The sequence below is a fragment of the Ancylobacter sp. genome (assembly GCF_965229075.1).
In the GTDB taxonomy this organism is placed as follows: Bacteria; Pseudomonadota; Alphaproteobacteria; order Rhizobiales; family Xanthobacteraceae; genus Ancylobacter.
Genome location: NZ_CBDDIO010000001.1, coordinates 76,413 through 97,322 on the forward strand (window position 1 = coordinate 76,413; position 20,910 = coordinate 97,322).

Consider the following 20,910-nt stretch of genomic DNA (forward strand, 5'->3'; position numbering starts at 1 on the left):
AGACCTCCGGTCAGCAAGAGGATCAGCCCGAGCGAATTCCAGCCGGCGGCGTAAGCGTTCACAGACGCCGAAAGCTTGGTTGGGCTAACGATCCAAAAATGGATGTTTAGGCCAAGGACAGCCGCCATAACGGAGGCCCACAATGCATCGCTCATTTGGACGCCTCGCGAGCTTTGGCGAGGGCGGCGCGGGCAAGACCGCGTATGTTTACCGCCTTCCAGAAGGCTTGCCGCTCCGGCTCTTCTAAGTGGTTGATGAGGATCATGCGCGCTTCCTCAGCCTGCTTTTCGCAAGCAACCAAAGCCTTTACCATCTCATCTAAAAGCGCCCTGTCTACGGCGGTGGGGTAGGGAGTGACGACACGGTAGGCGACGGTGTCTTCGCCGAAGCCTTCGTGCTCCCACGGCTCCGCAACAACTGACCGCATTACCTCCGGCTCATAAGTGAGCGTTTCGCGCTCACTCCGCAGAAGGATTTCTACCTCAGCCCCCGGCACCGGGTTCGGGCCACCGTGCCACTCAACCCAGCCCTCTCCGGGCGGGTACCAAGGGGTGTTCTGAGTGTCGGACATCACTTATCCTCCTCCTAGCAGTGACAATTGCCGGCGATTGCCGGATTGCCGCGGGGGCTCCCGCACATGCCGCACCGGCCTTGCGCGCGGAGACGCCGAGCGGCGAGAACAGCAGCGCTGGGCTGATGGTGGGTAATCGCCTCTCCGCACCGCTCGCACTTCGGGCCGAACGAGGCTGTGCCGCAGCAGCTTGAAAACGGGGTCGAATTGAACTTGTTGGCGCAGTACGTGTGAGCCATCTCACTCACCCTCCGAGAGGGTGCGGGCGGCGGCGATGGCTTCGTGCAGATCCTCAATTTTGTCAGCGACAAGGTTGAGGGCGCGAGACATGGCCTCGTCGCGATTTTCCATCTTTGACGGCAGGCCAAGAGGATAAGTGTCAAACCAAGGCCCGCAATGCATCGTCCAGTTGTCAGGATCTGCGCGGTGACTGCGCATGACGAAAATTCTGGTGTAGGGCGTAAGCCGAAGCTCCCAAGTAGACGGAACCCGCTCCTTATCGTCCCGCGAATATGACGTGATGTCTTTCCACTTTGCGCTCATCATCAATCCCTCAGAACGGCACGGCGTATTCTTCGCCGCGCTCCGCTTGTGATTTCAGGGACGCGAGAACTACCGTGGCTCGCGTGATTGCTTGTTCGTCGCCTGTCCATTCGGCATCGCTGAGATCGCGCTCTGCGTCGCGGATGGCTGAGGCTATGGGGCGTATGTCGTGGGAGGACTGGCGCATCATGGCGTAAATCCACCATGATCAATGATGACCTGAACGACTGTCTCGATTGGAACATACCCATAGACAGTACTGGTAGGGTCTTGATTTTCATCGCCCTCAATAAAGGGCATCAATGCGTCGACCTTCTCGCTAGGGAATCCAACCTCAACTTGATACCACGGGCCTTTGCTGTCGCGTGGTTGGCAATAATGACCGTCACTCGCTTGAACAGACATCGAAAACCCATCAGCGCAAACAATGCGCGGGACTCTCGTCAGAAATGGTTCGAGACCATACTTTCTGGAGAAAGCAACAGCCTCCGCTGTAAGGCGCTTGCTGGGCTCAAGAGCGGCTTCCAAGCGCTGGGTAACCTTATCTTTGCTCATGGCTCACTCCGCAGCGGCACGGCTGGCGGCGACATAGGCGTGCCAAGCCTCAAGGAACGCGATGAATTCAGGCGAGGGCGCCATCTCGGCTACTCCGCTGCAATCTGGTGGGGTACAGCCGGGCGCTCGCTATCAAGGCGGCACATCTCGGCAATGGAACGGTTGTGAAGCGACCAGTTGGGCTCTTCGCGCCAGTACTTCGCCTCTTCAACGAGGTCGTACATGTCGTTGAGTTCGGCCTGAGACATCAGCATCTCGGCGCGGGTCACTGTTCCGTACAGCGTGGCGCGGATGTTGCCGTTCCAGTCCATTTCGACATCGACATAGAAGGACTCGTCATCCCGGCAGACTTCGGTGACGAAGGGCGTGAAATCAGGCCAACCCATTGTCTTGTCCTCTGGGAGAATTGCGCCGGGGTGTCAGGCGCGCCGGTTGCGCTGCTTTTTGCCGATGTGCGGGACATACTTGTTGGGGCGAGGCTGGGCCGGCCAATATTTCGCGCGCGGGCCGACACGAAGGTCAGACACATCCCACAGGCCGGTAAGCGACCGTGACCCGATGCCGTTACCGCCACCACTCCGGCCATCCGAAACCACGGCTTTGAACTCGGCGCGGCGTGCGGCTCGATATGCGGAAGCAGGCTTAGCCATCTGTCTCTCCATCGCGGAAGGAAATGCGCCGGGCCGTCAGGCCCGATCTGCTTTGCGGTCAATGTCGGAAGCGGCGGAGGTGTCGCTCTCCCGGACAAACAATTCATCCCGGCGAACCTTCCGGCACTTGATGCCGGCAGCGCGATACGCGGAAATCCGCGCGGCGCTGGGGTTGATCATCCAGCCGACGTAGCGCTCACCGTTGATGGTGCGGAAGCAGTCGGCCGTATCGTTGAACCCGGATGAGTTTCTGCGGCCGGACATTTCCATCTCCATCCTGAAATAAATGCGCCGGGCCAGTTGGCGAGGGGGATTGGGGCGGCCCGGCGCGCTGAGTTTTGGGGCTCAGTCGCCGTCGCCGTCGCCGTAGCCGTAGCCGGAGCCGTCGCCGGAGCCGTCGCCGTCGAGCGCAAGCGCTTGCAGGACGGTCTTCGTCTCCCCGCGCTTGCGGGCTTCCTTCATGGCGACTGCGACGGGGAACGCTGCTGGCCAATTGGGGGAGGCGGACTCCATGACGCCATTCCGGCACGCGCCGCCACGGATCAAGTCGTCTGCCGTGATGATGCGGGCGAGGGCGTCCATCACGCCGCGACCCACTTCGACCAAGCCGCCTCGGTGATCGCGAACACGCCGGTCACATCGTGCAGGACCGGGATGTCGGCGGCGGCGCTGATCTTGCTGGAGCCGGTCGGGCCGGTGTCGCAGAGCTGCATGACGCCCTTGGTCGTACCCCAATAGATCGCCATGCGGGCAGACTTGAGGGCGAGGGTCTTCTGCGTGAGGTCGGCGTCGGCCGGGACGAGGCCGGCAAACACGCCCTTGTGGGCGGTCGTGACGAGAACGGGGCGGCTTGCGTCTGTCATTGATTTCTCCATCGCGTTGAAGTGGCGGGCCTCTTTGGCCCGGCGCGTCGCTTCATCTGAGGCGATGAGGAGATATTGCCATCACGGTAACCGCGCGTCAACAGCAATATTGCCATCATGGCAACAAAACCGACACGCCAAAACGGGCCAGCGTTGCGCCAGCCTGATTCAGATCAGAGCTTGATCCAGAGGACGATGGCTATCCCGGCGAGGCAGCCGCACACGAGAGAAAGGGCCAGCTTGATCTCGCCAAGCAGCTTGTTCGTGTGCCCGATGCGAAAATGGATATAATAGAGGTAGGCGTTATCAGACGGGTGATGGGCGATCCCGTCATAATCCCTGGCGATGCCGGCTTCATCCTCGATCTCGCGCGGGCTCTTGGCCATGGGGCTATTAGCGTCGCTTCAGGGATTCGAGCACCGTCCAAGCGGCAGCCTGCTCGGCGCCTTGCATCTGCCGCAGCAGCTGGTCGGCTGATCTCGTTTCAGGGTGGCGGTAAAAATCTTGAGGCTCAACCCTAACTGTCGAAAGGCTCGATAACGCGTCAGCCAACTCGGCTAGGATATCTGTACTCATAAGGCGCTTGGAGTTTTCCCATCGGGAAATCGTCTCCTTGGTCGTGCCGACTGCCTCCGCAACCTGTTCCTGTGTCAGGTCCAGATGGGTGCGCCACTCCACAAGATAGAGGCGGCGGGGGTTACGGGCTACGACTCTGGTCACCATGTCGGCAACATACCACCGGCTTGTCGATAGATCGTCGACCGTGACGGCAACATAGCGCTTGACCAGAACTTGCCGTCACGGTAACTTCGGATCATGCAGACGCAGAGCCCCATACGCCAGTATCGCAAGCAGCACTCTCTCTCGCAGGAGAGCCTTGCCAAGCAGATCGGTGTGACGAAGACGACCATCTGCCGGTGGGAGAGTGGCGCACGGTTCCCGGATCGCGAGTTTTGGCCTCGCATCCATGAGGCTACCGGCCTCTCTCCGAATGACCTGCTAGGGATTGGGAGTCAGCAATGACCGCCCATACTTCGGCTCATCTGCGGAACACTAAGGGCTTCGCGCGCTTGAGCGTTCAAATCGCGCGCCGCTTCCAGCGGGAGAACGATTTTAGCAACGACGACGTGCTCGTACTGGTCCGTTCCCTGAACCCGGTGGCGAGCAGAGAAGACGTACCGAACGATACTGCCGACTATTTCGATTTCAACGACGCCATCCGCGAAGATGTCGCTAATTGGCGTAGGCTCGGTCACGAGCCGTTCACCGCACGCCTGGATTCCCATACTGGCACCACCAAGGAACTTTTCCACCCCGGTGGACAGTATTTGGAACGGCTTCAATCCGCTATCCGTATTCATGGTGGATTGACGAAAGCGCCGCTTCGTGGGCGTGCACACAAATTAGTTGCAAAACGGTATCTTGTTGATCCTAAAGCGATTGTACTGACACAATCAGCGGTTTCGGCTGAGCGCGAGGTGGCTGCCACCACCTCATTGCCCGGCGTCTCGTCTCTTCCTGATGATCTCCCGCATAAGCGAGCCTGCCAGCTCGCCAAGAGGAACCATCTCATTCCTTCGGCCGCCCTCTCCCAGCGGCCCAACTTGGCGCCCGATCTCCCGTTCCTGGTTGATGGTCGGGTGCCTCTTCTTCATCCGTCCGTGCCCTCCGGTGTGTCCTCGTCCTGTGGTTCAGACAAAACCACGGGGACGTTTGCAGATGCACAAAAAGTCTTTGACAGGTCGTCAAATGTTTAGCGATGCCGCCTGCGTCGATTATGCCGCCAAATGGTCGTCGGTGATCATCAAGGATCACTATCGAGGCCCCGGCGATATGGAAAACGCTCTGCGTTCCGCCGCACAGGAAGCAAAGGTTCCGTACGGGTTCCTTTGGCGGCTCAAATATCGGCTGGGGAGCGTCAAGACCGTTTCTCCCGCTGCACTATTCAGTCTCGCGAAAGCCTATGGCGCAAAGCCGCGCCGCCGGGAAATGGCTCGCGATCCCTTGGCCGATGCGGTTGCGGCCGAACTCATCAAGTTGGCGGAGATGTTCCGTGAAGTGGATACGCGAGCTAGCCGCGCGGCGGCTGATGAATTGCTCGATACGGCATGCGAAATGGGCTGCGAGACTTGCCCGGTGGGCGAAGCGTGCCGCTCCGTGGGCGATCAGCGGGAGGCGTGACGATGCTTGACGCAGAAGACCGCCTCCCTCCCAAGCCGCCTAAGCACGGGAAAAGCTACATCGCCAAACAGAGGCGAGGCGCTGAGGCTTATGCCCGCATGCGCCGCGAGGCAGACCCCTCACGTCCCCAGCCCTCTATGCCTCGCGTTGCTTGGCTTGAGCGGCCTATGCCGAGGGTGGGCTGATGCTGGCGAAAACTGAAGAAGAAGGCGTCATCATCCCTGACGATGGCTTTGCCAGCGTCATCAGGGGGCAACACGATAACCGGATGCGGCTTCACATTGAAGCCCTTGGCGGGTCTTGGCCGATTGAGCGGAAGTCGTCTCCCGTGCGGCAAATGGGGCCTCGGTTGTCGAGGGCACCCCGCAAAGATGAGTTGTCTCTAGCAGAAGCAGAAAGGGTTCTCCGCATCGGAGCGACTTTGGCGTGGGTGGCTGAATACGACGATGGGGAGTGGACCGGCGCGCGAACGATGACCCTTCTCTGCCGGCTCTGGGGTCTGTGCAACACCAGCGCGCGGCACGCTCTGGGGGACGCCATAACAGACCCGTCCGCCGCCGCAGAGGCGTGGCAAGTTTACCTGTCGCGACCGGACCAGCGGATTGTTGGGGTTGTTTACGTTGCAGAGCGTCGAGACGACCCGTCGATTATTAAGGTTGGATTTTCGACGAACGTCCATCGCCGCATGAGGGAGCTTTCTTCAGGGCAGCACGCGACGATGAGGCTATTGGCTTCGTATCGCGCCACCATGCTCCACGAATGGGCGGTGCACCGCAGCTTGCCATACAGCCGGGAAATGAAGTCGGAATGGTATCGCCGCAAGGATATCCCCCTGTGGCTCTTGCCGACAGAAGTTGAACGGAGGGCTGCATGAGCACGCCCGAACTGCGCCGCGCGCTTGCTTCTGAAATCGACCGCCTCGATGCGGAAATCGAGGTTTTGCAGAACGATAAGCGCGAATATTTCAAGTCCTACCGCGACGCGCACGGGAAAGCCGAATGCGATGCCGCAAAGGTTGCGATCAAGCGCCGTCAGAAGATGGCGTCCGGAAAGCTGGATGAAATCGAAGAGCGCGAGGCGCTGGCGGACGAGGTATTCCTCGATATCGCCCCTCGCGTACGCGCGGCGCGCCACGAGGCGGCTTAACCCCAAACTGGAGGCCATGATGGCCGGTAGCGTCAACAAAGTCATTCTGATCGGCAACCTGGGACGCGACCCGGAAACGCGCACGTTCCAGAACGGGAACAAGGTCTGCAATCTCCGCATCGCCACTTCTGAGACGTGGCGGGACAAGGCCACGGGCGACCGCAAGGAGCGCACCGAGTGGCACGCCGTCACGATCTACAATGAAAACCTGATCAAGGTTGCGGAGCAGTACCTTCGCAAGGGTTCCAAGGTCTACGTCGAAGGGCAGCTTGAGACGCGTAAGGCGACGGATCAGGGCGGCGGCGAGCGGTACTTTACCGAGATTGTGCTACGCCAGTTCCGTGGCGAGCTGACCCTGCTGGATGGGAAGGCTGAAGCCGAAGGGGCTACGGGCGGCAAACGCTTTGCCGGCGGTGAAAGCTCTAACGGCTTTGAACCCGTTTTGGATGACGAGATCCCCTTCTGACCGCAGCGCAGCGAGCGATTGCCGCTCGGCTCGCACACCCCTGCGCAAATCCGAGCGGCTCTCACAAGGAACAGATCATGAATACAGCAATAGCCCATATCCCGGCAAGCTGGGGCGAGCCGGGCCACAACAACCCGCCGGAGCCCACGCCATTCGACCTGTCGAAGCAGGAGATCGACGACCTGTACGCCGAAGCACAGAACTGGCTTGACGGCGATCCGATCACAACCCCGGAGCAGGCCGAAGCCGTCGACAAGCTCCGCAACCTGCTGCGTGAGGCGATGAAGACCGCCGACCGGCGCCGCGTGGAAGAAAACAAGCCCTTCGACGACGGCAAGGCCGAAGTGCAGGCCCGCTATGCCCCGCTGATCGCAGACACCAAGACGACGAAGGGCAAGGCCGTCACCGCCATTGCATTGTGCGGCGAGGCGCTGCTTCCGTACCTCAAGAGGGTTGAGGAAGAAAACCGGGCCAAAGCAGAAGCCGCCCGGCGGGAAGCCGAGGAGAAATCCGCAGCGGCACAGGCGTCTTTCCGTGAGTCTGCCGCCGCCGATCTTGCTGCGCGTGAGAGAGCCGAAGCGCTGGCGGCAGAAGCCGCAAAGGCCGAACGGGCGGCGTCCAAGGCTGAGAACACTAAGGCGCATGTGCACGGGGGCGCCCGCGCGACCGGCCTTCGCACCAAGACGGTCGTCACCGTCACTGACGAAACCGCCTTCGCCAAGCATGTCTGGACGCACCATCGCGAAGAAATGAGCGAGTTCTTGGCTTCTCTCGCCACTCGGCTGGTCAACGCAAAGTTCTCTGGCCTCCCCGGCGTCAAGGTTGAACTGGAGCGCGTGATATGAGCGAGATCATCAAAGCCGTTGCCGAAGTAATGGGCAAAGTCGGAAGCGTCGAGAAAAAGGGCAAGAACGATTTCCACCGTTACGCCTACGCGACCGCTGCCGACATCCAGCACGCTTTGCAGCCGCACCTTGCCGCCGCCGGTCTAGTTATCTTCCAGAACGAAATTGGACGGGAGTTCCTATCTGGCGGGGCGGCCATCGCGGTGCAATATGCGTTCACGTTGGCTCACAGGTCTGGCGAGGTGTGGCCCGAAAAGCCAGTTCACACTGGCGTCGCCGCCGCGATGAATACCAAGGGCGGCTTCGACGACAAGTGCATCAACAAGACGTACACGGCGGCACGCAAATACTTCCTGCTGGCGCTGTTTCAGATCCCGACCGGCGACTATGACGACGCCGACGCGGACGAGGATAAGCCGAAGGCGTCGAAGCCGGCAGCCGCAAAGCCCACGACGACGGCTTCTAAGGATAACACCCCGTTTGATGACGCCGGCTCTTCTGATGCCGTCGCTATTGAGGAAGACATGCGAGCCGCCGTCCTTCTGGCGAAGGACCTTGCGCACCTTGAGGCGATCCGCACAGACCCCGAATTCAAGGCCGGGTATCGGGCACTTTCGGAAGACGCTCAGTCGCGCATTCAAACCGAGCTTCGGCACAAGCGTGATGAGCTTCGGCAAGAAGCTGACGCCAGGGAGGCCGCATAACCATGAAGACGAAGACAATAAAGAAGGTTCTCCGCGCGAAGGTCAATGAGTGGCTGGCTTCCATAGAGGACGTCGCGGTTCGCGAGCTTGCTAGCAAGAACACCATCATTACCGGTGGCGCTATTGCATCCATGCTTTTGAATGAGCCGGTGAACGACTTTGATGTCTATTTTCGGAACATGCGCGCGGCTGAGGCGGTCGCGCGTTATTATGTGGCCGAATTTGCTAAGGCCGGTCATCCCCTTGGTTTGGATATTGAGGCCGGCCGGATACGCATCACCACGACGAGCGGGCATCGCGGGGAGACTAGTGGTCAAGTTGAGGCCTTAGGCTCTGACCAGATTGATGACGTGTACGAACAGGCTGAAGAGGCGGCCCTTCAGACTGAAGATGATGGCGCTCCGAAGTATCGCCCTGTCTTCATGTCAACCAACGCCATAACCCTGAGCCACAAAATCCAGATCGTTCTGCGATTCTACGGAGAGCCTGATGCGATCCATGAGAATTACGATTTCGTCCACTGCACTAATTATTGGTCCAGTTGGGATGATAGCATAACGCTTCGCCAGCCGGCGCTTGAAGCGCTTTTAGCGCGAGAGCTTCGCTATGTCGGCAGCAAGTATCCGGTTTGCTCTCTAATCCGTCTCCGTAAATTCATCAAGCGGGGGTGGACAATCAACGCTGGGCAGATTCTCAAGATGGTCATGCAGGTTTCGGCGCTTGACCTAACCGACCCCAAGGTTCTTGAGGATCAGCTTACTGGAGTTGACTCGGCTTATTTCATTCAGCTTATGACCAAGCTTCGCGAGAATGATCCTGAGAAAGTAAACGCGGCTTATCTGGTCGAGATAATCGACAGGATGTTTTAACATGGCCCGCTTCCTCGCCTCAAAGCAACTCGGAGTCCTGCGCCCTGTCGACGAACAGGGCGAGGAAGCCATGCGCCACATCAAGCACGGTTCCATTGTTGAGGTGGAGGTGCGCACTAAGCGCCGGATGAAGCACCACCGGAAATATTGGGCGCTCATTTCCAAGGTGTGGGAGAACGTCGATCAGGACGACTTCCCCACGCCGGACAACCTGTCCGACACCGTAAAGCTGTGCGTCGGCATCCGTGAGCCGCTGATCCTCCCCGATGGGGCCGTGTCCTATAAGCCCGGCTCCATCGCCTTCCACAACATGGATCAGGCGGAGTTCTCCGCCTTCTATGACCGCGTTTGCGATTTGCTTATCCGCCGGTTCCTGCCGGGCGTGACGAATGAGCAGCTTCGCCACGAGGTGGAACTGATGATCGGGGTGGCAGCATGACCGCCCGCAGCACAGACGAATGGATCGGCGCGAGTCCTGACGCTGCTATTCCGAAACGGGTCCGACTGCGCGTCTTTGAGCGCCACGGGGGCATCTGCCACCTGTCCGGCCGTAAGATCGTGCCGGGCGACGCATGGGACTTGGACCATGTAACCGCGCTGGTGAACGGCGGCGAGCACCGGGAAAGCAATCTGGCGCCTGCCCTGCGCGACAAGCACCGGGAGAAGACTGCCTCCGACGTGGCTGAGAAAGCCCGCACGGCACGCATCCGCGCCAAGCACTTGGGCATCAAGAAGCGCAGCACTTTCGCCTGCTCGCGAGATTCAAAGTGGAAGAAGAAGCTAGACGGATCGGTGGTGCCGAGATGATCACGCTTGCGCTTCCTTTCCCCATCAGCACCAACGCCATATGGCGCTCAGGCCGCAACCCTAAGACGGGGAAGGTCTGCACCTTCCGTCAAAAGCGCTACCTCTCGTGGCGCAACGCGGCAAGCGGGTTTTTCTATGAGCAGGGCGGGAACCGCTTGCCTAAGATTACGGGCCATTTCCGCGCGCACATCGTCCTCTCCGAAAAGCATCGGGGCAATAAGGACGCCGACAATTTCTGCAAAGTCCCTCTCGATTTCCTTCAGTTCGTCGGCCTGGTGGCCAACGACAAGCTCTGCGACCGAACAGTCGTTGAATGGGGCCATGTAGAGGCCCCCGCCGGCTGCATCGTCACTCTGTCGCCAGTGGAGTAGCCCATGCTCAACGTCCCTGTCCCCTCAAAGCTACATATCCGCCGCGCTGTCGAGCCTATGGAGGCTATCACCGGAGCGGAGGCCCTTGCGCGCTTCAATGCCACGCGCGCCCGCACCGTCCCTGTCGCTCGCCCCATAGCCGTTAAGTGGCGCCCTCATCTGTATGACGAAGAATTCGGGCCAAAATGGAAGGCGACGGTTGTGGCCAAAGATGTTTGGTTCGCCCCGCCGGCAGAAAAACCCGCCGCTTTGTCTGATGGTCGGGATTGGCTGCATCTTGCCAGTCGGCTGTCTTGCGACCGCGTGATTTCCGCTACAGCAAAATACTACAGTGTTACACGTTCTGACTTGGCGTCGCAGCGGCGAACCGCTAATGTAGTGATGCCGCGACAAGTCGCAATGTACCTGTGCCGAGAGCTAACAGGAAGAAGCCTTCCGTTTATCGGAAGTCGTCTAGGTGGCCGCGACCATACGACGATTTTGCATGGCGTCAGGAAGATATCAGAAATGCTTGAGGCGGGTCACCCTCTGTTGCACGCGGATATTCTTGATATCAAATATATGCTGGGGAAGCCGAAATGATCGCGCGCCCCGGCCTATCCAAAATCCTCGCCAGCATGGATGCTCTCGTGCGCCTTGACGCGCCCGCCGTGTGCCATCGCGCCAAGGCGCTGCGGAAGTCCGAAGCCGAGCTTCTGTCGGTCGATCTCAAGCACGCCCGCGACTTCATCGCCAAGGCCGCCGCACGGCCCCAGGAAGCCCGTTGGCTGATGGAAGGAACGCAGGTCGCTCCGGTGGCCGCAATCCAGTCTGCCGCCCGGCAGATCGCAGAGGAGGGCGGGGAGTGAGCGACGCCACGGAACCCTACGATTGGTCCGAAGACGGCCTCGGAAACTATGCGCTCGCTATCCTTGCCATGCGCGAGATCGGCGTGCGCGAAGGAATGTACGCCCCCGTGGATGACCGCGAGCGCCGGCAGGCCGAAGAAGGCCCCGTCCGCACCATTGATTGCGTGAAGGAGGCGACAGATGCGCGTTGAGCATATCGGCGACTGCACGCTCTACCTAGGCGATTGCCGAGACATTCTCCCGACAATTGGCCGGGTTGATGCCGTGGTTACTGATCCGCCTTATGGCATAGGCCGGGACGGCAAGCCCCGTTCGTCAAGCCGCCATGGTGGACACAAGGGTTATGAATTTAGGGGGTGGGATGACGGTCGCCCATCCCAAGAGACGTTTTCGACCATTTTGAGTTTGGCTTCCTCAGTAGTCATTTGGGGCGGGAACTATTTTGCTGACTTGCTTCCCGCGACTAGTAAATGGCTGTCTTGGGATAAGGGGCAAAGGATAGATCAGGCTGACGCCGAACTTGCGTGGACAAGCCTGTCCGGCGCCCTCCGGGTCATCACACTTAACCGTGCCGAGATTAATCAGGACGGTGCCGTTCACCCCACGCAAAAGCCCGTCCGGTTAATGGAGTGGTCGCTCGCCCAAATAAATGCATCGGGTGTTGTCCTCGATCCATTCATGGGGTCCGGCTCCACCGGCGTAGCATGTGTTCGACGCGGTTGTGGGTTTGTTGGGATTGAGCGCGACGCAGAATATTTCGACATAGCCTGCGAGCGGATCCGCAAGGCTTACGCCCAACCTGACATGTTTGTAGAGCGCCCGGCGCCGGCAAAGCAGCTTTCTATGCTGGGGGACGAGTGATGAGCTTCCGCAGGCTGGGCGATACAATCACGAAGCCAAACGGTGAAAGCCTCGGGCTAGACGGTGCCGGTTCCACGCGAGCCGTTTTCGACTTCGCCTGGGAGAAAATGCGCAAGCGTCTTGCCTCGCGTGGCGCGGGAGAGGCGTCCGTAAGGGCGGCCCGCAATCATGCCATCATCGCGATCCAGTTGGGACTCGAAATCTGCGATAGCCCGATAGAGCGGACTCTGCTGCCGGCGCTCGTGTGCGCCGATTTTGGAGTTATCAGCGACCTCCCGGCAAAGATGCACGACCCCCGCCGCGAATGTCTTCCTGATGGCCCTGTGGTCATTACACCGCAGTTTGGCTTTGCCCGCTCGCGCATGGATTTCGCTGTCGCCGTTCGCTATAGCGGGCGCCTTCAAATGTTCTGCATTGAATGCGACGGCGCCGCCTATCACTCGTCTGCCGACAACATCGTTCGCGACGGCTATTTCGCATCGTGGGGGATCCCCACCACTCGCGTTTCCGGGCGTGAGATTTATGCCGATACCTTCGCAGCTGCGCAGAAGGCGCTAGCCCCCGTCCACTCGTGGGCATTGCACATTGGGTAGCGCCATGAGCAGCGGGCCCTGGATGAAGTTTTACCCCAGAGACTGGCGCGGCGACCAGGCCCTTAGGGCTGTCTCTATTGCCGCACGTGGCCTTTGGATCGAGTGCCTTTGCATCATGCATGAAGCCAAGCCTTACGGTCATCTTCTCCTGAACGGAGAACCGGTAGGAGGCGACGCTCTGGCGCGCATGACAGGAACCACCGTGGACGAGGCTCAAGCCTTGATGGCTGAGCTTCGACAAGCTGGGGTTTTTGGCCTGACGCGTGCAGGCATCGTTTTCTCACGGCGCATGACAAAGGATCACGCGGCTTCGCAAAAAGGCAAGAAATCAATCGAAAAGAGGTGGTCGCAAGCGTCTGATAAACCAAAGGAAAACGACGAACCTAATAGGGTCCCTATAGGTGAACCTAATACTCAGAAGCCAGATGCCAGAGAAGAGAGGATAGATGCTAACGCATCTTGTCCGAAGCCGGCCAAAAGCCGGACTTCGTACCCGCAGGATTTCGAGGAGTTTTGGAAGGGATATCCAACAGACAGCCTGATGAGCAAAAAGGGAGCCGCCGCTCAATTCGCCCGGCTATCGCGTGAGGACCGGGCCGCAGCGATGGAAAGCCTCCCCGCATTCCGGCGCTACTGCGAGCAGAACACAGATTATCGCCCGGTTCACGCCGAGCGGTATTTGAGCCAAAGGCGCTTCGATGGGTTCGTGCAAGCAGCCCGCAAAATGAACGCGTTTGAGCAAAAAGTTGTTGTCAAATTTGATACCCCGCAGTGGAACGCGTGGGACAAATATCTTAGAATGACGACAGGGAAAGGCCCGCAAAGATCAGAGCGCTTGGGCGGCTATTACTTCGATAGCGAATGGCCGCCCTCTCAACAGGGAGCGTTACACTCATGAAGGGCCTCAAGGCGAACGACTTCATGTGGCTCCGCGCGGCGGCGATGGTTCAGGACGGGTTCGCTCCCGGCTTCGCATGGAACGCGGCGCCGATGGTCTATGACCGGCTACAGACCTTTGGCTTGGTCGATCAGACATGGGCGCCGTCAGGCGGGACCGAGCGGGACGGAAGCCCGCACATGCGAGCGCAGGCCGTGACGAATGCGAAGGGCCTGCACGAGATCGAGCGCCGGGCAGCGTTCAACGTCAACAGGATGGGAGGCCGCAATGCAGCGGGTTGAGCTGAAAGTCGAAATGCAGTCGGTCACGCTCGGCGGGGAGTACGGCGACGAGGTGTATTCCGGTTGGTGGGTGTGGCCTGCCGACATGGCCATGGTCGCGGCGGGGGTGGAGGGCTTGCTGTTCGGACCCTTCGACACGAAGGCCGAAGCCGAAGCGGCTGAGTTACAGATCGTCATTGAAGATGGGACTCTGCAATGACCGCAAAGCGCATCGTGGTTCATTTCGAGGACGAGACGGGGAGCCTGATCGTCTCGCAAATTCAGAAGCACAAGCCCGATATCGGCGGAACCGCCAGACTTTGCGGCAGGACCTACGTGATTGACCGGGAAAGGCCAAGCCGGACCTCGCACGACTACTACGCCCGGCCTGAGAGCGAAAAGCGGGAGATGGCGTGATGCGCCGCTGGATTGATGAGACTGGCATAAAGCGTTGCGACGCCACGCCCCGCACCCACATGCGCCCAAGCTTTGCGTTCATCGCCACGGCGACGGGAGGGCTGATCGTCCCGCATGCCGCCCTGAGGTTCACTTACGACCAGGCTGAAGTCTTCCCGATAACCGTTACGAGCCGAAACGCCCCTCCTGTTGGCAGCGATGACGAATGACGCCCAAACACGCCCCGCTAGCAACCGGACAGCCTAGGGGTACAAAACGCCTGCCAGCTGCGCTCCTAGACGATTTTAGAGCATACCCCGTTTCCCTGCCAGGAGGCATCATGGCCCGCAAAAAGCCCTCGATCATCGGAGCGATACGAGCCCGCCAGCGCGAGGGGCGTGAGCGTCGCCGCCATATCGACAAGTTCCCGACCAAGCTGCCGGGCGCCGAGCATATCCTAGAGCTTGTCGAGAGCGAGGAACTACGCTGGTACGCCCTTCTCATCGTCCCGCAGAAAGAAGCCGCCGCGCAGGAAATGCTCGCCCGCAAAGGTATCACATCCTACTGCCCCATGGATTTCAAATGGCGCAAGGCGAATAAGTTTGCGGTCGATCAAACGCTTTTCAGCTTCCCCCTGATGCCGGGGTGGTTGTTTGTCGGGATGCCGCATGAGTGCCAGCCTTGGCACGACGTGGTGAGCCTCGCCATGGTGCGGGCCGTTGTCGCGCATGATGGGTGGCCGGTCCAGATCCCCAAGCCTGCGATGTTGCGCATGGTGACCCGCTTCCGCAATGGCGTCGTGCGGGCGGATGAGGTGGAAGACCTGCGCCCCAAGAGAAAGCTCCAAGCCGGCGACACCGTGAAGATGCTGGAAGGCCCCATGCGGAGCTTTACGGCGAAGGTGGTTGAGATGAAGGGCGGGGTGGCGCGGGTTATGTTCTCTCTGTTCGGTATGTCCAAGCCTGTTGAGGTTGCGTCTGAGGCCGTGGAATACGTGGCGCCGGAACCGAAAGAGCTTGAGCCTGCCGCTTGACTTATTTGCGGCGCGTGTCTAAAAATACGCTCGGCCGCGCGCGAATCAGTTGCGGCAAGGGCGACCGAGGTCCCTGCGCTTCGACGCATACCGCGATCCAGAAGGCCGGGCGCTTGGGTGCGCTTATGGTTTTCGCGCCCTGCGAAGCATTGTCTAGCGCAGCGGGTGGACTAAACCCGTCTTTCGATCCTAACTTCGGCATGCCCAGACATTCCGAAGAGCCACCTAAAACCGGCCCGGCTTTGGTGAGTGCAAGTCACCTCTGCCGGGCCGCCAGTCAACGCAAAGCACATTACGACGCGAAGATGGGGTTGGGCCGGCACCGCTCACGGCCAATGCTTTGGTAGCTCCCCATTTCGTCAAGCCGCCGGTGCGGTCGCGTCGAAACGAACGCCGAGAAGGGTACAGTGCTGCGACCGAGGCCCCGTCAGGATTCTCGCAGCCGTGTGGCAGAGTGGGTGAAAGACCCCTAGATGCCTTGGGGACGCGAAACTGGTCAGTAGGTGGAGAAGCGCTAAGCCGATCCGCTGAATACCAGCTCGACAATTCGCCCGAATGGGCGTCCGGTGAGCGGTTTGTACGATGCCTTCCGCTGTGGCCCTTCGGGGGACCAAAAAGGGCGCGTGACAGGCGGGGAGAGACCCGCACATGTTTCGCCCTCACGGGCAAACGAGATGGCCGGCGGCGTGCTTGAGCGGCGTGGACTTGCTCCGCTCACTCCATGGAGAACGTCAGCCGATAAGCCGACCCACCGGCCCGGCCATACAGTTTGACGAGACGACCTGCCCTGTGGAAGGGAATCGCGGCTCAAGGCTTCCACCAGGTAGCCGCGAGAGTTGGAGAACGGGTCCGCTAAAGTGCTTGTATGCGGACGGCCTCTTTCCGGGAAGGCTTCAGAGGCGCCGACTAAGCCCAGGTCATACAGTTCGACGCGGCGCGGACAGGCCCGACGCGCTTAAATTCCAGAGGCGCACCTGAGCGCGTCGAAGCCTACCAAGGCGGACCATCTCCACCGCCTTGCATGTGGGAGCCGACCCTGCACGGCGCTTGCACCACACCACCACATCAAAGGGCACGCCTATGATGCTGACGCAGAAGGGTTGGTTCGGCCTGTGCCCGGTCTACATAGGCGACCTTCACACGGGTTGCCCTCTGTTGGTCGAGCGGCATTGGTCGCTGCTCCCACTGATGATGCTGTCCGAATGGTTCTTCGCTGCGATCATGTTCGTGAAATCCTGGCAGGACCCGGAATGGGAGCCGGCTTGGCCCATCAAGGTCACGGGCGATATCGAGCCGCGCCCCGCTCCGGGTGAATGATGCCCATCACGCTTGTCTGCTCCCCAGAGCTAGCCCGCTGGCTCACAAGCGCCCCGTGCCCAAGCTTCTGGGGTTCGTTGCACAGCTTCATGGTCAAGGCGCACGATCCTAGCGCAGGCGTCTACCTCTGGCCGCGCGTTGCTGAGACTGAGGGCATGAAGGGAATGGGAGGCGGGAAGTAATGGAACAGGTGTCAAAGTCTGCGAGCTTCGACTATCCAGAGGAAGCCGCATCCGTCCGCGATCTTCTCCGCACATTGCTGAAGCCAGAAGTTGACGCCGGGTCTTCGATGGATGGAGGCGGTGGGAATGGGAGCGCAGACCTTTGGGTAAAACTCGGTGGCCGCGAATATTTCATTAGCGTGTCGTCTATCGACGACGTAGAATGAGAATGTACTGTCTCCATGGTACATGCGTTGGGCGAGGGCTCTGGGGTGCACGGGTGTCCATTATCCAATCCGGGCCCTCGCTTTCGCTCATGATCGGCGAATAGTCGATTGACCCACCTCATCCTCACCATCTGCCTCTTAGCAGACCCCACCACCTGCCACGAAGAGCGCATACCCACAGAATCCCGCCAGTCCATGCCTATGGAGTGCATGGGGGCGATGACTGAATGGGCGGTGCAGCATCCTAAGTGGCGCGTGGTAAGCTGGCGCTGCGGGGTGCGAGAGGAAGCGATATGAGCCTAGGCGCGCGACAGTTCACCGCCATCGTTGGTGGGGAAGGCTTTTGCCCTCACCCAAATGTCGATTATGGTTCATGGGTTGAACCAGAAAGCGCGGGCTCCATGAGCATCGAAGAAATTCTTCAACGGGGCGCGCGGCAAGATGTTTGCAGCACCGAGTTGGCAATGCTGGAGCGCTCTGGGCTTAAGCTGAAGCCTGATGCGGCGCGCAACCTTTATGACGAGTCTGTCAAGCGCAACCTATTCCATCGCGATGCCCACGATGAATTCAAGCGTGTTGCCAAGGCCCAATGTGTCGCGCCCGAATGGATGACGGACTAATCAAATGACCTGGGAAGAGTTCTCCGCCCAAACCAAGGCCATCGCAGACGCCTACTCGCAGGAACACAGTGCTGCGGTTCTGTGCGTCACGACCGGAGGCCCTACTGGATTCTGCGGCGCGTCGGCCTTCCATGGCTGCACAAAGCGCGACATCTGGCATTTCCTCGCCGCGCTCCAGTCCATGGAGCGGTCGGCGCGTGACGCGTTTCTAGATGGCAGCGACGCGGATCCTGAAGCCGCGATCCGTGCTATTGATGCGGAGGTGGCGGCGTGAGCGCTGAAGCATCTGATCACGAAAAGCTGTCGATTGCCGACATGCAGCGCTCGTGCGCTTATTACAGCCGCGTTGCAATGAACGGTTACGACCCGCTGCTGATGACCGCGTCGAAGGCCGAGCTTCAAGCCGAAGCGCGCCAGCGCCATGCGGCCATGGCGCGCCGGCTGGTGCAGCTTCTGGACAAGTTTGCAGGGGTAAAGGCGTGATGGCTATTGGCGATCCGTACCCGATTTGGTGGCTTGAAGCTGGACGGCCTGCGATGGCGAAATGGATAAGCCGCTTCGAGCTTGAAGGGCAGTTCCCTAGCGATATGGAACGATACGCTGACGAGCAGGTTGAATTTCTCGCTCAATTGCACGGCAATCCCGCTGGCGTTCCTATGCCCGGCCCCGAACAGAATGATATGGCCGACGCAGTTTATTGGGCGATGGATTTTTCGACCGATGCGGATTTTTACGCAGCCCGCGCTAAAGTGCGCCGCACCGCCACCGGTTGGTCGTTTGAAGATATCGAATACCTGCGGCCCCCCTTCGTCTCCTACATGTACGGCATCCCGCACCCGGACGATATGTGAGGCGCCGATGTTCGCTGTGCCGCCGCCCTTTGATGCGCCCAATCGTCTACAGTTTAAAACGCAAGAAGAGTACGACGCCGCTTATCGCGCATATCGCGAGGAAGACAGATCGCGTTTGGCGATGGTCATTTTCGAGATGGTTGTTATCGGCGGTGCGGCAATCGGCTTTCTGGTGTCCGGTCTGTACTCGGTCTTCGGCTGGGCCGGCATCGCCGGTGGAGCTTTGCTCGCTGCGGGCCTGCTTGGGTTGTATCGGGTTATCTGCTTGCTGATCCGCCTTTGAAAACAATCAAACGAAATCAAAATGGCCCGTGGCGGTAAGCGAGAGGGTTCCGGCCGCAAAAAAGGTTCCCTCACTGTTCGCACTCAAGAGGCGGCGGCCCGCGCTCTAGCAGATGGCACAAGCCCTCTCGACGTGATGCTGGCAAATATGCGCCATTTCCAGCAAGTAGCGATGGATGCCGAAGCGACGCTTGAGGGGCTAACGGTCCAAGAGATCACGGGACGCGCCTCATCTCCCGAAGAGCAATTTAAGCTGTTGCTAGCGAAGGCCAAGGAAGCCGCTGGCTTGCGGCAGATGGCTCACGATTGCGCCCGCGATGCGGCGCCGTACATCCATCCGAAGCTGAGCACCATCGCTCACACGGGCGCGGACGGCGGCCCGATCAAGACGCAATCCACGTTGGATTTGTCCTCTCTGACGGATGAAGAGCTTGCTGCATACCGCATTGTCGCTGCCGCCGCTCAGCGAGATCGAAAAGGAGATTGATCGGCGCGAGTGCCGCGACCTGGCGACGTTTGCTCAACGCGCTTGGCATGTGTTGGAGCCGGCCTCAGAGCTGAAATGGGGATGGGCGCTTGATGCCATGTGCGAGCATCTGGAGGCGGTCTCTTATGGGGAGATCACGCGGCTTCTGATGAACGTGCCACCCGGTTGCATGAAGTCGCTTTTGACGGGCGTGCTTTTCCCTGCTTGGGAATGGGGCCCGCGAGGGCTGCCGCACCTCCGGTTCTTGGGAACGTCGCATAAACAGGAACTGGCCGTTCGCGACAACCTAAAGTGCCGCCGCCTGATTCAGTCCGAGTGGTTCCAAGAACGTTGGCCGATCACGCTGACCGGGGACCAGAACGCGAAGACCAAATTCGAGAATGACGCGACCGGTTTCCGGGAGGCTATGGCCTTCACGTCGATGACGGGTGCGCGTGGCGACAGGGTGCTGCTCGACGACCCACTATCGGTCGACGCGGCGCGTTCGCCAACCGAATTGGAAAACGCGGGGGAGACGTTCACTACGTCGCTCCCAACGCGCCTCAATAATGATGAATCCGCGATCATCGTTATTATGCAGAGGCTGCATGAGAACGACACGTCAGGGATTATTATAGAGCGCGAGCTGGGCTATGTGCACCTTTGCTTGCCGATGGAATATGACCCGGCCCGACACTGCACTACGTCGATAGGATTTTCCGATCCTCGCACCGTCGAAGGGGAGCTTCTTTTCCCGGAGCGCTTCAACCGAAAGAAGGTCGAAGAACTCAAGAAAGTTCTTCGAACGGCGGCGTCCGGCCAGCTCCAGCAAAACCCGCGCACGAAAGAAGGAGACATCTTCCAAGAGGATTGGTGGCAGATGTGGCCGCCGGGAGGTGAGCAGTTCGATGACGAAAAGCGCCCCCTTAAGCGATTGGAATTTCCTGAGCTGAATTACGTGCTTGCTTCGGTCGACACCGCGATGACCGAAAAACAAGAGAACGATGCGTCTGCAATGACGGTATGGGGCGTCTGGTCGGATGAGCGCGGTAATCCAAAGATCATGCTTCTTGCCGCGTGGGAAGATAGGCTACAGTTTCGCCCGCTAGTTGAAAAGATTATCGCTACGTGTCGCCGATGGCGTGTCGACCGTTTGCTGGTCGAAGCTAAAGCCAATGGGATATCTGTTGCTCAGGAGATCATTCGCCTTTGTATGGGCGAAGAGTTCGGGACAACATTGATCCAAGTGAACGCCTCCGAGTCCAAGGAAGCGCGTGCCTATTCGGTCCAGCACCTGTTTGAAAACGGGCTAATATACGCCCCGGATCGGAAATATGCGCAAAAGGTCATCGAACAGTGCGCCGTGTTCCCGAAGGGCAAGCACGACGACCTCGTGGATTCGACAACGCACGCCCTGCGCGCCCTGCGCGACATGGGGTTGGCTAAACTGGTGGAAGAACATGACGAAGACATGCGCCGCGAGTTTGGCCCGAAAGGCCCGCATCGGCCGATTTATGACGTGTGAT

Annotated in this window: 40 protein-coding genes and 2 pseudogenes; 31 read left to right on the forward strand and 11 right to left on the reverse strand. The window is 59.7% G+C overall.

Annotation, left to right across the window (positions count from 1 at the left end):
* Positions 1-151 precede the first annotated feature (151 nt).
* The 11 genes from ACO07Z_RS00395 to ACO07Z_RS00445 form a co-directional block, all read right to left on the reverse strand.
* Positions 152-571 (reverse strand): hypothetical protein, encoded by a 420-nt coding sequence (locus ACO07Z_RS00395; protein WP_421696877.1) that lies wholly within the window; start codon positions 569-571, stop codon positions 152-154.
* Between the two features lie 240 nt (positions 572-811).
* Positions 812-1,117: a hypothetical protein gene (locus tag ACO07Z_RS00400; protein WP_421696878.1), complete on the reverse strand. Its 306-nt coding sequence runs from the start codon at positions 1,115-1,117 to the stop codon at positions 812-814.
* Positions 1,118-1,124: 7 nt separating this feature from the next.
* On the reverse strand, positions 1,125-1,304 hold the full coding sequence (locus tag ACO07Z_RS00405; protein ID WP_421696879.1) for a hypothetical protein: 180 nt from the start codon (positions 1,302-1,304) through the stop codon (positions 1,125-1,127).
* Positions 1,301-1,669 (reverse strand): hypothetical protein, encoded by a 369-nt coding sequence (locus ACO07Z_RS00410; RefSeq protein WP_421696880.1) that lies wholly within the window; start codon positions 1,667-1,669, stop codon positions 1,301-1,303. The genes ACO07Z_RS00405 and ACO07Z_RS00410 overlap by 4 nt, the downstream gene beginning before the upstream one ends.
* Before the next feature lie 89 nt (positions 1,670-1,758).
* Positions 1,759-2,055 carry a hypothetical protein gene (locus ACO07Z_RS00415; protein WP_421696881.1) on the reverse strand — a complete coding sequence of 99 codons (297 nt, stop codon included), beginning with the start codon at positions 2,053-2,055 and terminating at the stop codon, positions 1,759-1,761.
* A 33-nt stretch (positions 2,056-2,088) separates the two neighbouring features.
* Positions 2,089-2,319 (reverse strand): hypothetical protein, encoded by a 231-nt coding sequence (locus ACO07Z_RS00420; protein WP_421696882.1) that lies wholly within the window; start codon positions 2,317-2,319, stop codon positions 2,089-2,091.
* A 36-nt stretch (positions 2,320-2,355) separates the two neighbouring features.
* Entirely contained in the window at positions 2,356-2,583 is a 228-nt protein-coding gene (locus ACO07Z_RS00425; protein WP_421696883.1) for a hypothetical protein, read from the reverse strand.
* An 81-nt stretch (positions 2,584-2,664) separates the two neighbouring features.
* Positions 2,665-2,901, reverse strand: coding sequence for a hypothetical protein (locus ACO07Z_RS00430; RefSeq protein WP_421696884.1), 237 nt, complete (start codon positions 2,899-2,901; stop codon positions 2,665-2,667).
* Positions 2,901-3,182 carry a DUF6948 domain-containing protein gene (locus ACO07Z_RS00435; RefSeq protein WP_421696885.1) on the reverse strand — a complete coding sequence of 94 codons (282 nt, stop codon included), beginning with the start codon at positions 3,180-3,182 and terminating at the stop codon, positions 2,901-2,903. Before ACO07Z_RS00435 ends, ACO07Z_RS00430 begins: the two co-directional genes overlap by 1 nt.
* A 173-nt stretch (positions 3,183-3,355) precedes the next feature.
* On the reverse strand, positions 3,356-3,568 hold the full coding sequence (locus tag ACO07Z_RS00440) for a hypothetical protein (RefSeq protein WP_421696886.1): 213 nt from the start codon (positions 3,566-3,568) through the stop codon (positions 3,356-3,358).
* Positions 3,569-3,575: 7 nt separating this feature from the next.
* Positions 3,576-3,905: a helix-turn-helix transcriptional regulator gene (locus ACO07Z_RS00445; RefSeq protein WP_421696887.1), complete on the reverse strand. Its 330-nt coding sequence runs from the start codon at positions 3,903-3,905 to the stop codon at positions 3,576-3,578.
* 93 nt (positions 3,906-3,998) lie between these two features.
* On the opposite strand from ACO07Z_RS00445, the gene ACO07Z_RS00450 reads away from it, so the two are divergent.
* From ACO07Z_RS00450 to terL, 31 genes and pseudogenes are all read left to right on the forward strand, one after another.
* A complete protein-coding gene (locus ACO07Z_RS00450; RefSeq protein WP_421696888.1) occupies positions 3,999-4,205 on the forward strand; it encodes a helix-turn-helix transcriptional regulator in 207 nt (68 codons plus the stop codon).
* Positions 4,202-4,939 (forward strand): hypothetical protein, encoded by a 738-nt coding sequence (locus ACO07Z_RS00455; protein WP_421696889.1) that lies wholly within the window; start codon positions 4,202-4,204, stop codon positions 4,937-4,939. Before ACO07Z_RS00450 ends, ACO07Z_RS00455 begins: the two co-directional genes overlap by 4 nt.
* Positions 4,902-5,363 (forward strand): hypothetical protein, encoded by a 462-nt coding sequence (locus ACO07Z_RS00460; protein WP_421696890.1) that lies wholly within the window; start codon positions 4,902-4,904, stop codon positions 5,361-5,363. Before ACO07Z_RS00455 ends, ACO07Z_RS00460 begins: the two co-directional genes overlap by 38 nt.
* Positions 5,364-5,547: 184 nt before the next feature.
* Entirely contained in the window at positions 5,548-6,237 is a 690-nt protein-coding gene (locus ACO07Z_RS00465; protein ID WP_421696891.1) for a GIY-YIG nuclease family protein, read from the forward strand.
* Complete coding sequence (locus ACO07Z_RS00470) at positions 6,234-6,509, forward strand: hypothetical protein (RefSeq protein ID WP_421696892.1); 276 nt, start codon at positions 6,234-6,236, stop codon at positions 6,507-6,509. Before ACO07Z_RS00465 ends, ACO07Z_RS00470 begins: the two co-directional genes overlap by 4 nt.
* A 19-nt stretch (positions 6,510-6,528) precedes the next feature.
* Positions 6,529-6,939: pseudogene (gene ssb / locus ACO07Z_RS00475) on the forward strand (single-stranded DNA-binding protein); the annotation flags it as partial.
* Positions 6,940-7,052: 113 nt separating this feature from the next.
* Entirely contained in the window at positions 7,053-7,820 is a 768-nt protein-coding gene (locus ACO07Z_RS00480; protein ID WP_421696893.1) for a hypothetical protein, read from the forward strand.
* Entirely contained in the window at positions 7,817-8,524 is a 708-nt protein-coding gene (locus ACO07Z_RS00485; protein WP_421696894.1) for an ERF family protein, read from the forward strand. Before ACO07Z_RS00480 ends, ACO07Z_RS00485 begins: the two co-directional genes overlap by 4 nt.
* Before the next feature lie 2 nt (positions 8,525-8,526).
* The gene (locus ACO07Z_RS00490; RefSeq protein WP_421696895.1) at positions 8,527-9,393 is read left to right on the forward strand and encodes a hypothetical protein; all 867 of its coding nucleotides are present in this window, start codon (positions 8,527-8,529) and stop codon (positions 9,391-9,393) included.
* Between the two features lies 1 nt (position 9,394).
* A complete protein-coding gene (locus tag ACO07Z_RS00495) occupies positions 9,395-9,832 on the forward strand; it encodes a hypothetical protein (protein WP_421696896.1) in 438 nt (145 codons plus the stop codon).
* Positions 9,829-10,200 carry an HNH endonuclease gene (locus ACO07Z_RS00500; RefSeq protein ID WP_421696897.1) on the forward strand — a complete coding sequence of 124 codons (372 nt, stop codon included), beginning with the start codon at positions 9,829-9,831 and terminating at the stop codon, positions 10,198-10,200. Before ACO07Z_RS00495 ends, ACO07Z_RS00500 begins: the two co-directional genes overlap by 4 nt.
* Entirely contained in the window at positions 10,161-10,571 is a 411-nt protein-coding gene (locus tag ACO07Z_RS00505) for a RusA family crossover junction endodeoxyribonuclease (protein ID WP_421696898.1), read from the forward strand. Before ACO07Z_RS00500 ends, ACO07Z_RS00505 begins: the two co-directional genes overlap by 40 nt.
* 333 nt (positions 10,572-10,904) lie before the next feature.
* Positions 10,905-11,153: pseudogene (locus ACO07Z_RS00510) on the forward strand (helix-turn-helix domain-containing protein); the annotation flags it as partial.
* On the forward strand, positions 11,150-11,419 hold the full coding sequence (locus ACO07Z_RS00515) for a hypothetical protein (RefSeq protein WP_421696899.1): 270 nt from the start codon (positions 11,150-11,152) through the stop codon (positions 11,417-11,419). The pseudogene ACO07Z_RS00510 and the gene ACO07Z_RS00515, both read left to right, overlap by 4 nt.
* Positions 11,416-11,610 (forward strand): hypothetical protein, encoded by a 195-nt coding sequence (locus tag ACO07Z_RS00520; RefSeq protein ID WP_421696900.1) that lies wholly within the window; start codon positions 11,416-11,418, stop codon positions 11,608-11,610. Before ACO07Z_RS00515 ends, ACO07Z_RS00520 begins: the two co-directional genes overlap by 4 nt.
* Positions 11,600-12,280: a DNA-methyltransferase gene (locus ACO07Z_RS00525; protein WP_421696901.1), complete on the forward strand. Its 681-nt coding sequence runs from the start codon at positions 11,600-11,602 to the stop codon at positions 12,278-12,280. Before ACO07Z_RS00520 ends, ACO07Z_RS00525 begins: the two co-directional genes overlap by 11 nt.
* Positions 12,280-12,873 carry a hypothetical protein gene (locus ACO07Z_RS00530; protein ID WP_421696902.1) on the forward strand — a complete coding sequence of 198 codons (594 nt, stop codon included), beginning with the start codon at positions 12,280-12,282 and terminating at the stop codon, positions 12,871-12,873. Before ACO07Z_RS00525 ends, ACO07Z_RS00530 begins: the two co-directional genes overlap by 1 nt.
* Positions 12,874-12,988: 115 nt before the next feature.
* Positions 12,989-13,771 (forward strand): hypothetical protein, encoded by a 783-nt coding sequence (locus ACO07Z_RS00535; RefSeq protein ID WP_421696903.1) that lies wholly within the window; start codon positions 12,989-12,991, stop codon positions 13,769-13,771.
* A complete protein-coding gene (locus ACO07Z_RS00540) occupies positions 13,768-14,052 on the forward strand; it encodes a hypothetical protein (RefSeq protein WP_421696904.1) in 285 nt (94 codons plus the stop codon). The genes ACO07Z_RS00535 and ACO07Z_RS00540 overlap by 4 nt, the downstream gene beginning before the upstream one ends.
* Positions 14,039-14,251: a hypothetical protein gene (locus tag ACO07Z_RS00545; protein ID WP_421696905.1), complete on the forward strand. Its 213-nt coding sequence runs from the start codon at positions 14,039-14,041 to the stop codon at positions 14,249-14,251. Before ACO07Z_RS00540 ends, ACO07Z_RS00545 begins: the two co-directional genes overlap by 14 nt.
* Positions 14,248-14,448, forward strand: coding sequence for a hypothetical protein (locus tag ACO07Z_RS00550; RefSeq protein ID WP_421696906.1), 201 nt, complete (start codon positions 14,248-14,250; stop codon positions 14,446-14,448). The genes ACO07Z_RS00545 and ACO07Z_RS00550 overlap by 4 nt, the downstream gene beginning before the upstream one ends.
* Positions 14,448-14,657, forward strand: coding sequence for a hypothetical protein (locus ACO07Z_RS00555; RefSeq protein WP_421696907.1), 210 nt, complete (start codon positions 14,448-14,450; stop codon positions 14,655-14,657). The genes ACO07Z_RS00550 and ACO07Z_RS00555 overlap by 1 nt, the downstream gene beginning before the upstream one ends.
* 110 nt (positions 14,658-14,767) lie before the next feature.
* Positions 14,768-15,460 carry a transcription termination/antitermination protein NusG gene (gene nusG, locus ACO07Z_RS00560; RefSeq protein WP_421696908.1) on the forward strand — a complete coding sequence of 231 codons (693 nt, stop codon included), beginning with the start codon at positions 14,768-14,770 and terminating at the stop codon, positions 15,458-15,460.
* 1,080 nt (positions 15,461-16,540) lie between these two features.
* Complete coding sequence (locus ACO07Z_RS00565) at positions 16,541-16,777, forward strand: hypothetical protein (protein ID WP_421696909.1); 237 nt, start codon at positions 16,541-16,543, stop codon at positions 16,775-16,777.
* A 789-nt stretch (positions 16,778-17,566) separates the two neighbouring features.
* On the forward strand, positions 17,567-17,785 hold the full coding sequence (locus ACO07Z_RS00570; RefSeq protein ID WP_421696910.1) for a hypothetical protein: 219 nt from the start codon (positions 17,567-17,569) through the stop codon (positions 17,783-17,785).
* Between the two features lie 4 nt (positions 17,786-17,789).
* Positions 17,790-18,059 carry a hypothetical protein gene (locus ACO07Z_RS00575; RefSeq protein ID WP_421696911.1) on the forward strand — a complete coding sequence of 90 codons (270 nt, stop codon included), beginning with the start codon at positions 17,790-17,792 and terminating at the stop codon, positions 18,057-18,059.
* A complete protein-coding gene (locus ACO07Z_RS00580; RefSeq protein ID WP_421696912.1) occupies positions 18,056-18,268 on the forward strand; it encodes a hypothetical protein in 213 nt (70 codons plus the stop codon). The genes ACO07Z_RS00575 and ACO07Z_RS00580 overlap by 4 nt, the downstream gene beginning before the upstream one ends.
* Positions 18,268-18,636, forward strand: coding sequence for a hypothetical protein (locus tag ACO07Z_RS00585; protein ID WP_421696913.1), 369 nt, complete (start codon positions 18,268-18,270; stop codon positions 18,634-18,636). The genes ACO07Z_RS00580 and ACO07Z_RS00585 overlap by 1 nt, the downstream gene beginning before the upstream one ends.
* A 7-nt stretch (positions 18,637-18,643) precedes the next feature.
* Complete coding sequence (locus tag ACO07Z_RS00590) at positions 18,644-18,919, forward strand: hypothetical protein (RefSeq protein ID WP_421696914.1); 276 nt, start codon at positions 18,644-18,646, stop codon at positions 18,917-18,919.
* A 21-nt stretch (positions 18,920-18,940) separates the two neighbouring features.
* Complete coding sequence (locus tag ACO07Z_RS00595) at positions 18,941-19,405, forward strand: hypothetical protein (protein WP_421696915.1); 465 nt, start codon at positions 18,941-18,943, stop codon at positions 19,403-19,405.
* Positions 19,350-20,909 carry a phage terminase large subunit gene (gene terL, locus ACO07Z_RS00600; protein WP_421696916.1) on the forward strand — a complete coding sequence of 520 codons (1,560 nt, stop codon included), beginning with the start codon at positions 19,350-19,352 and terminating at the stop codon, positions 20,907-20,909. The genes ACO07Z_RS00595 and terL overlap by 56 nt, the downstream gene beginning before the upstream one ends.
* Position 20,910 lies beyond the last annotated feature (1 nt).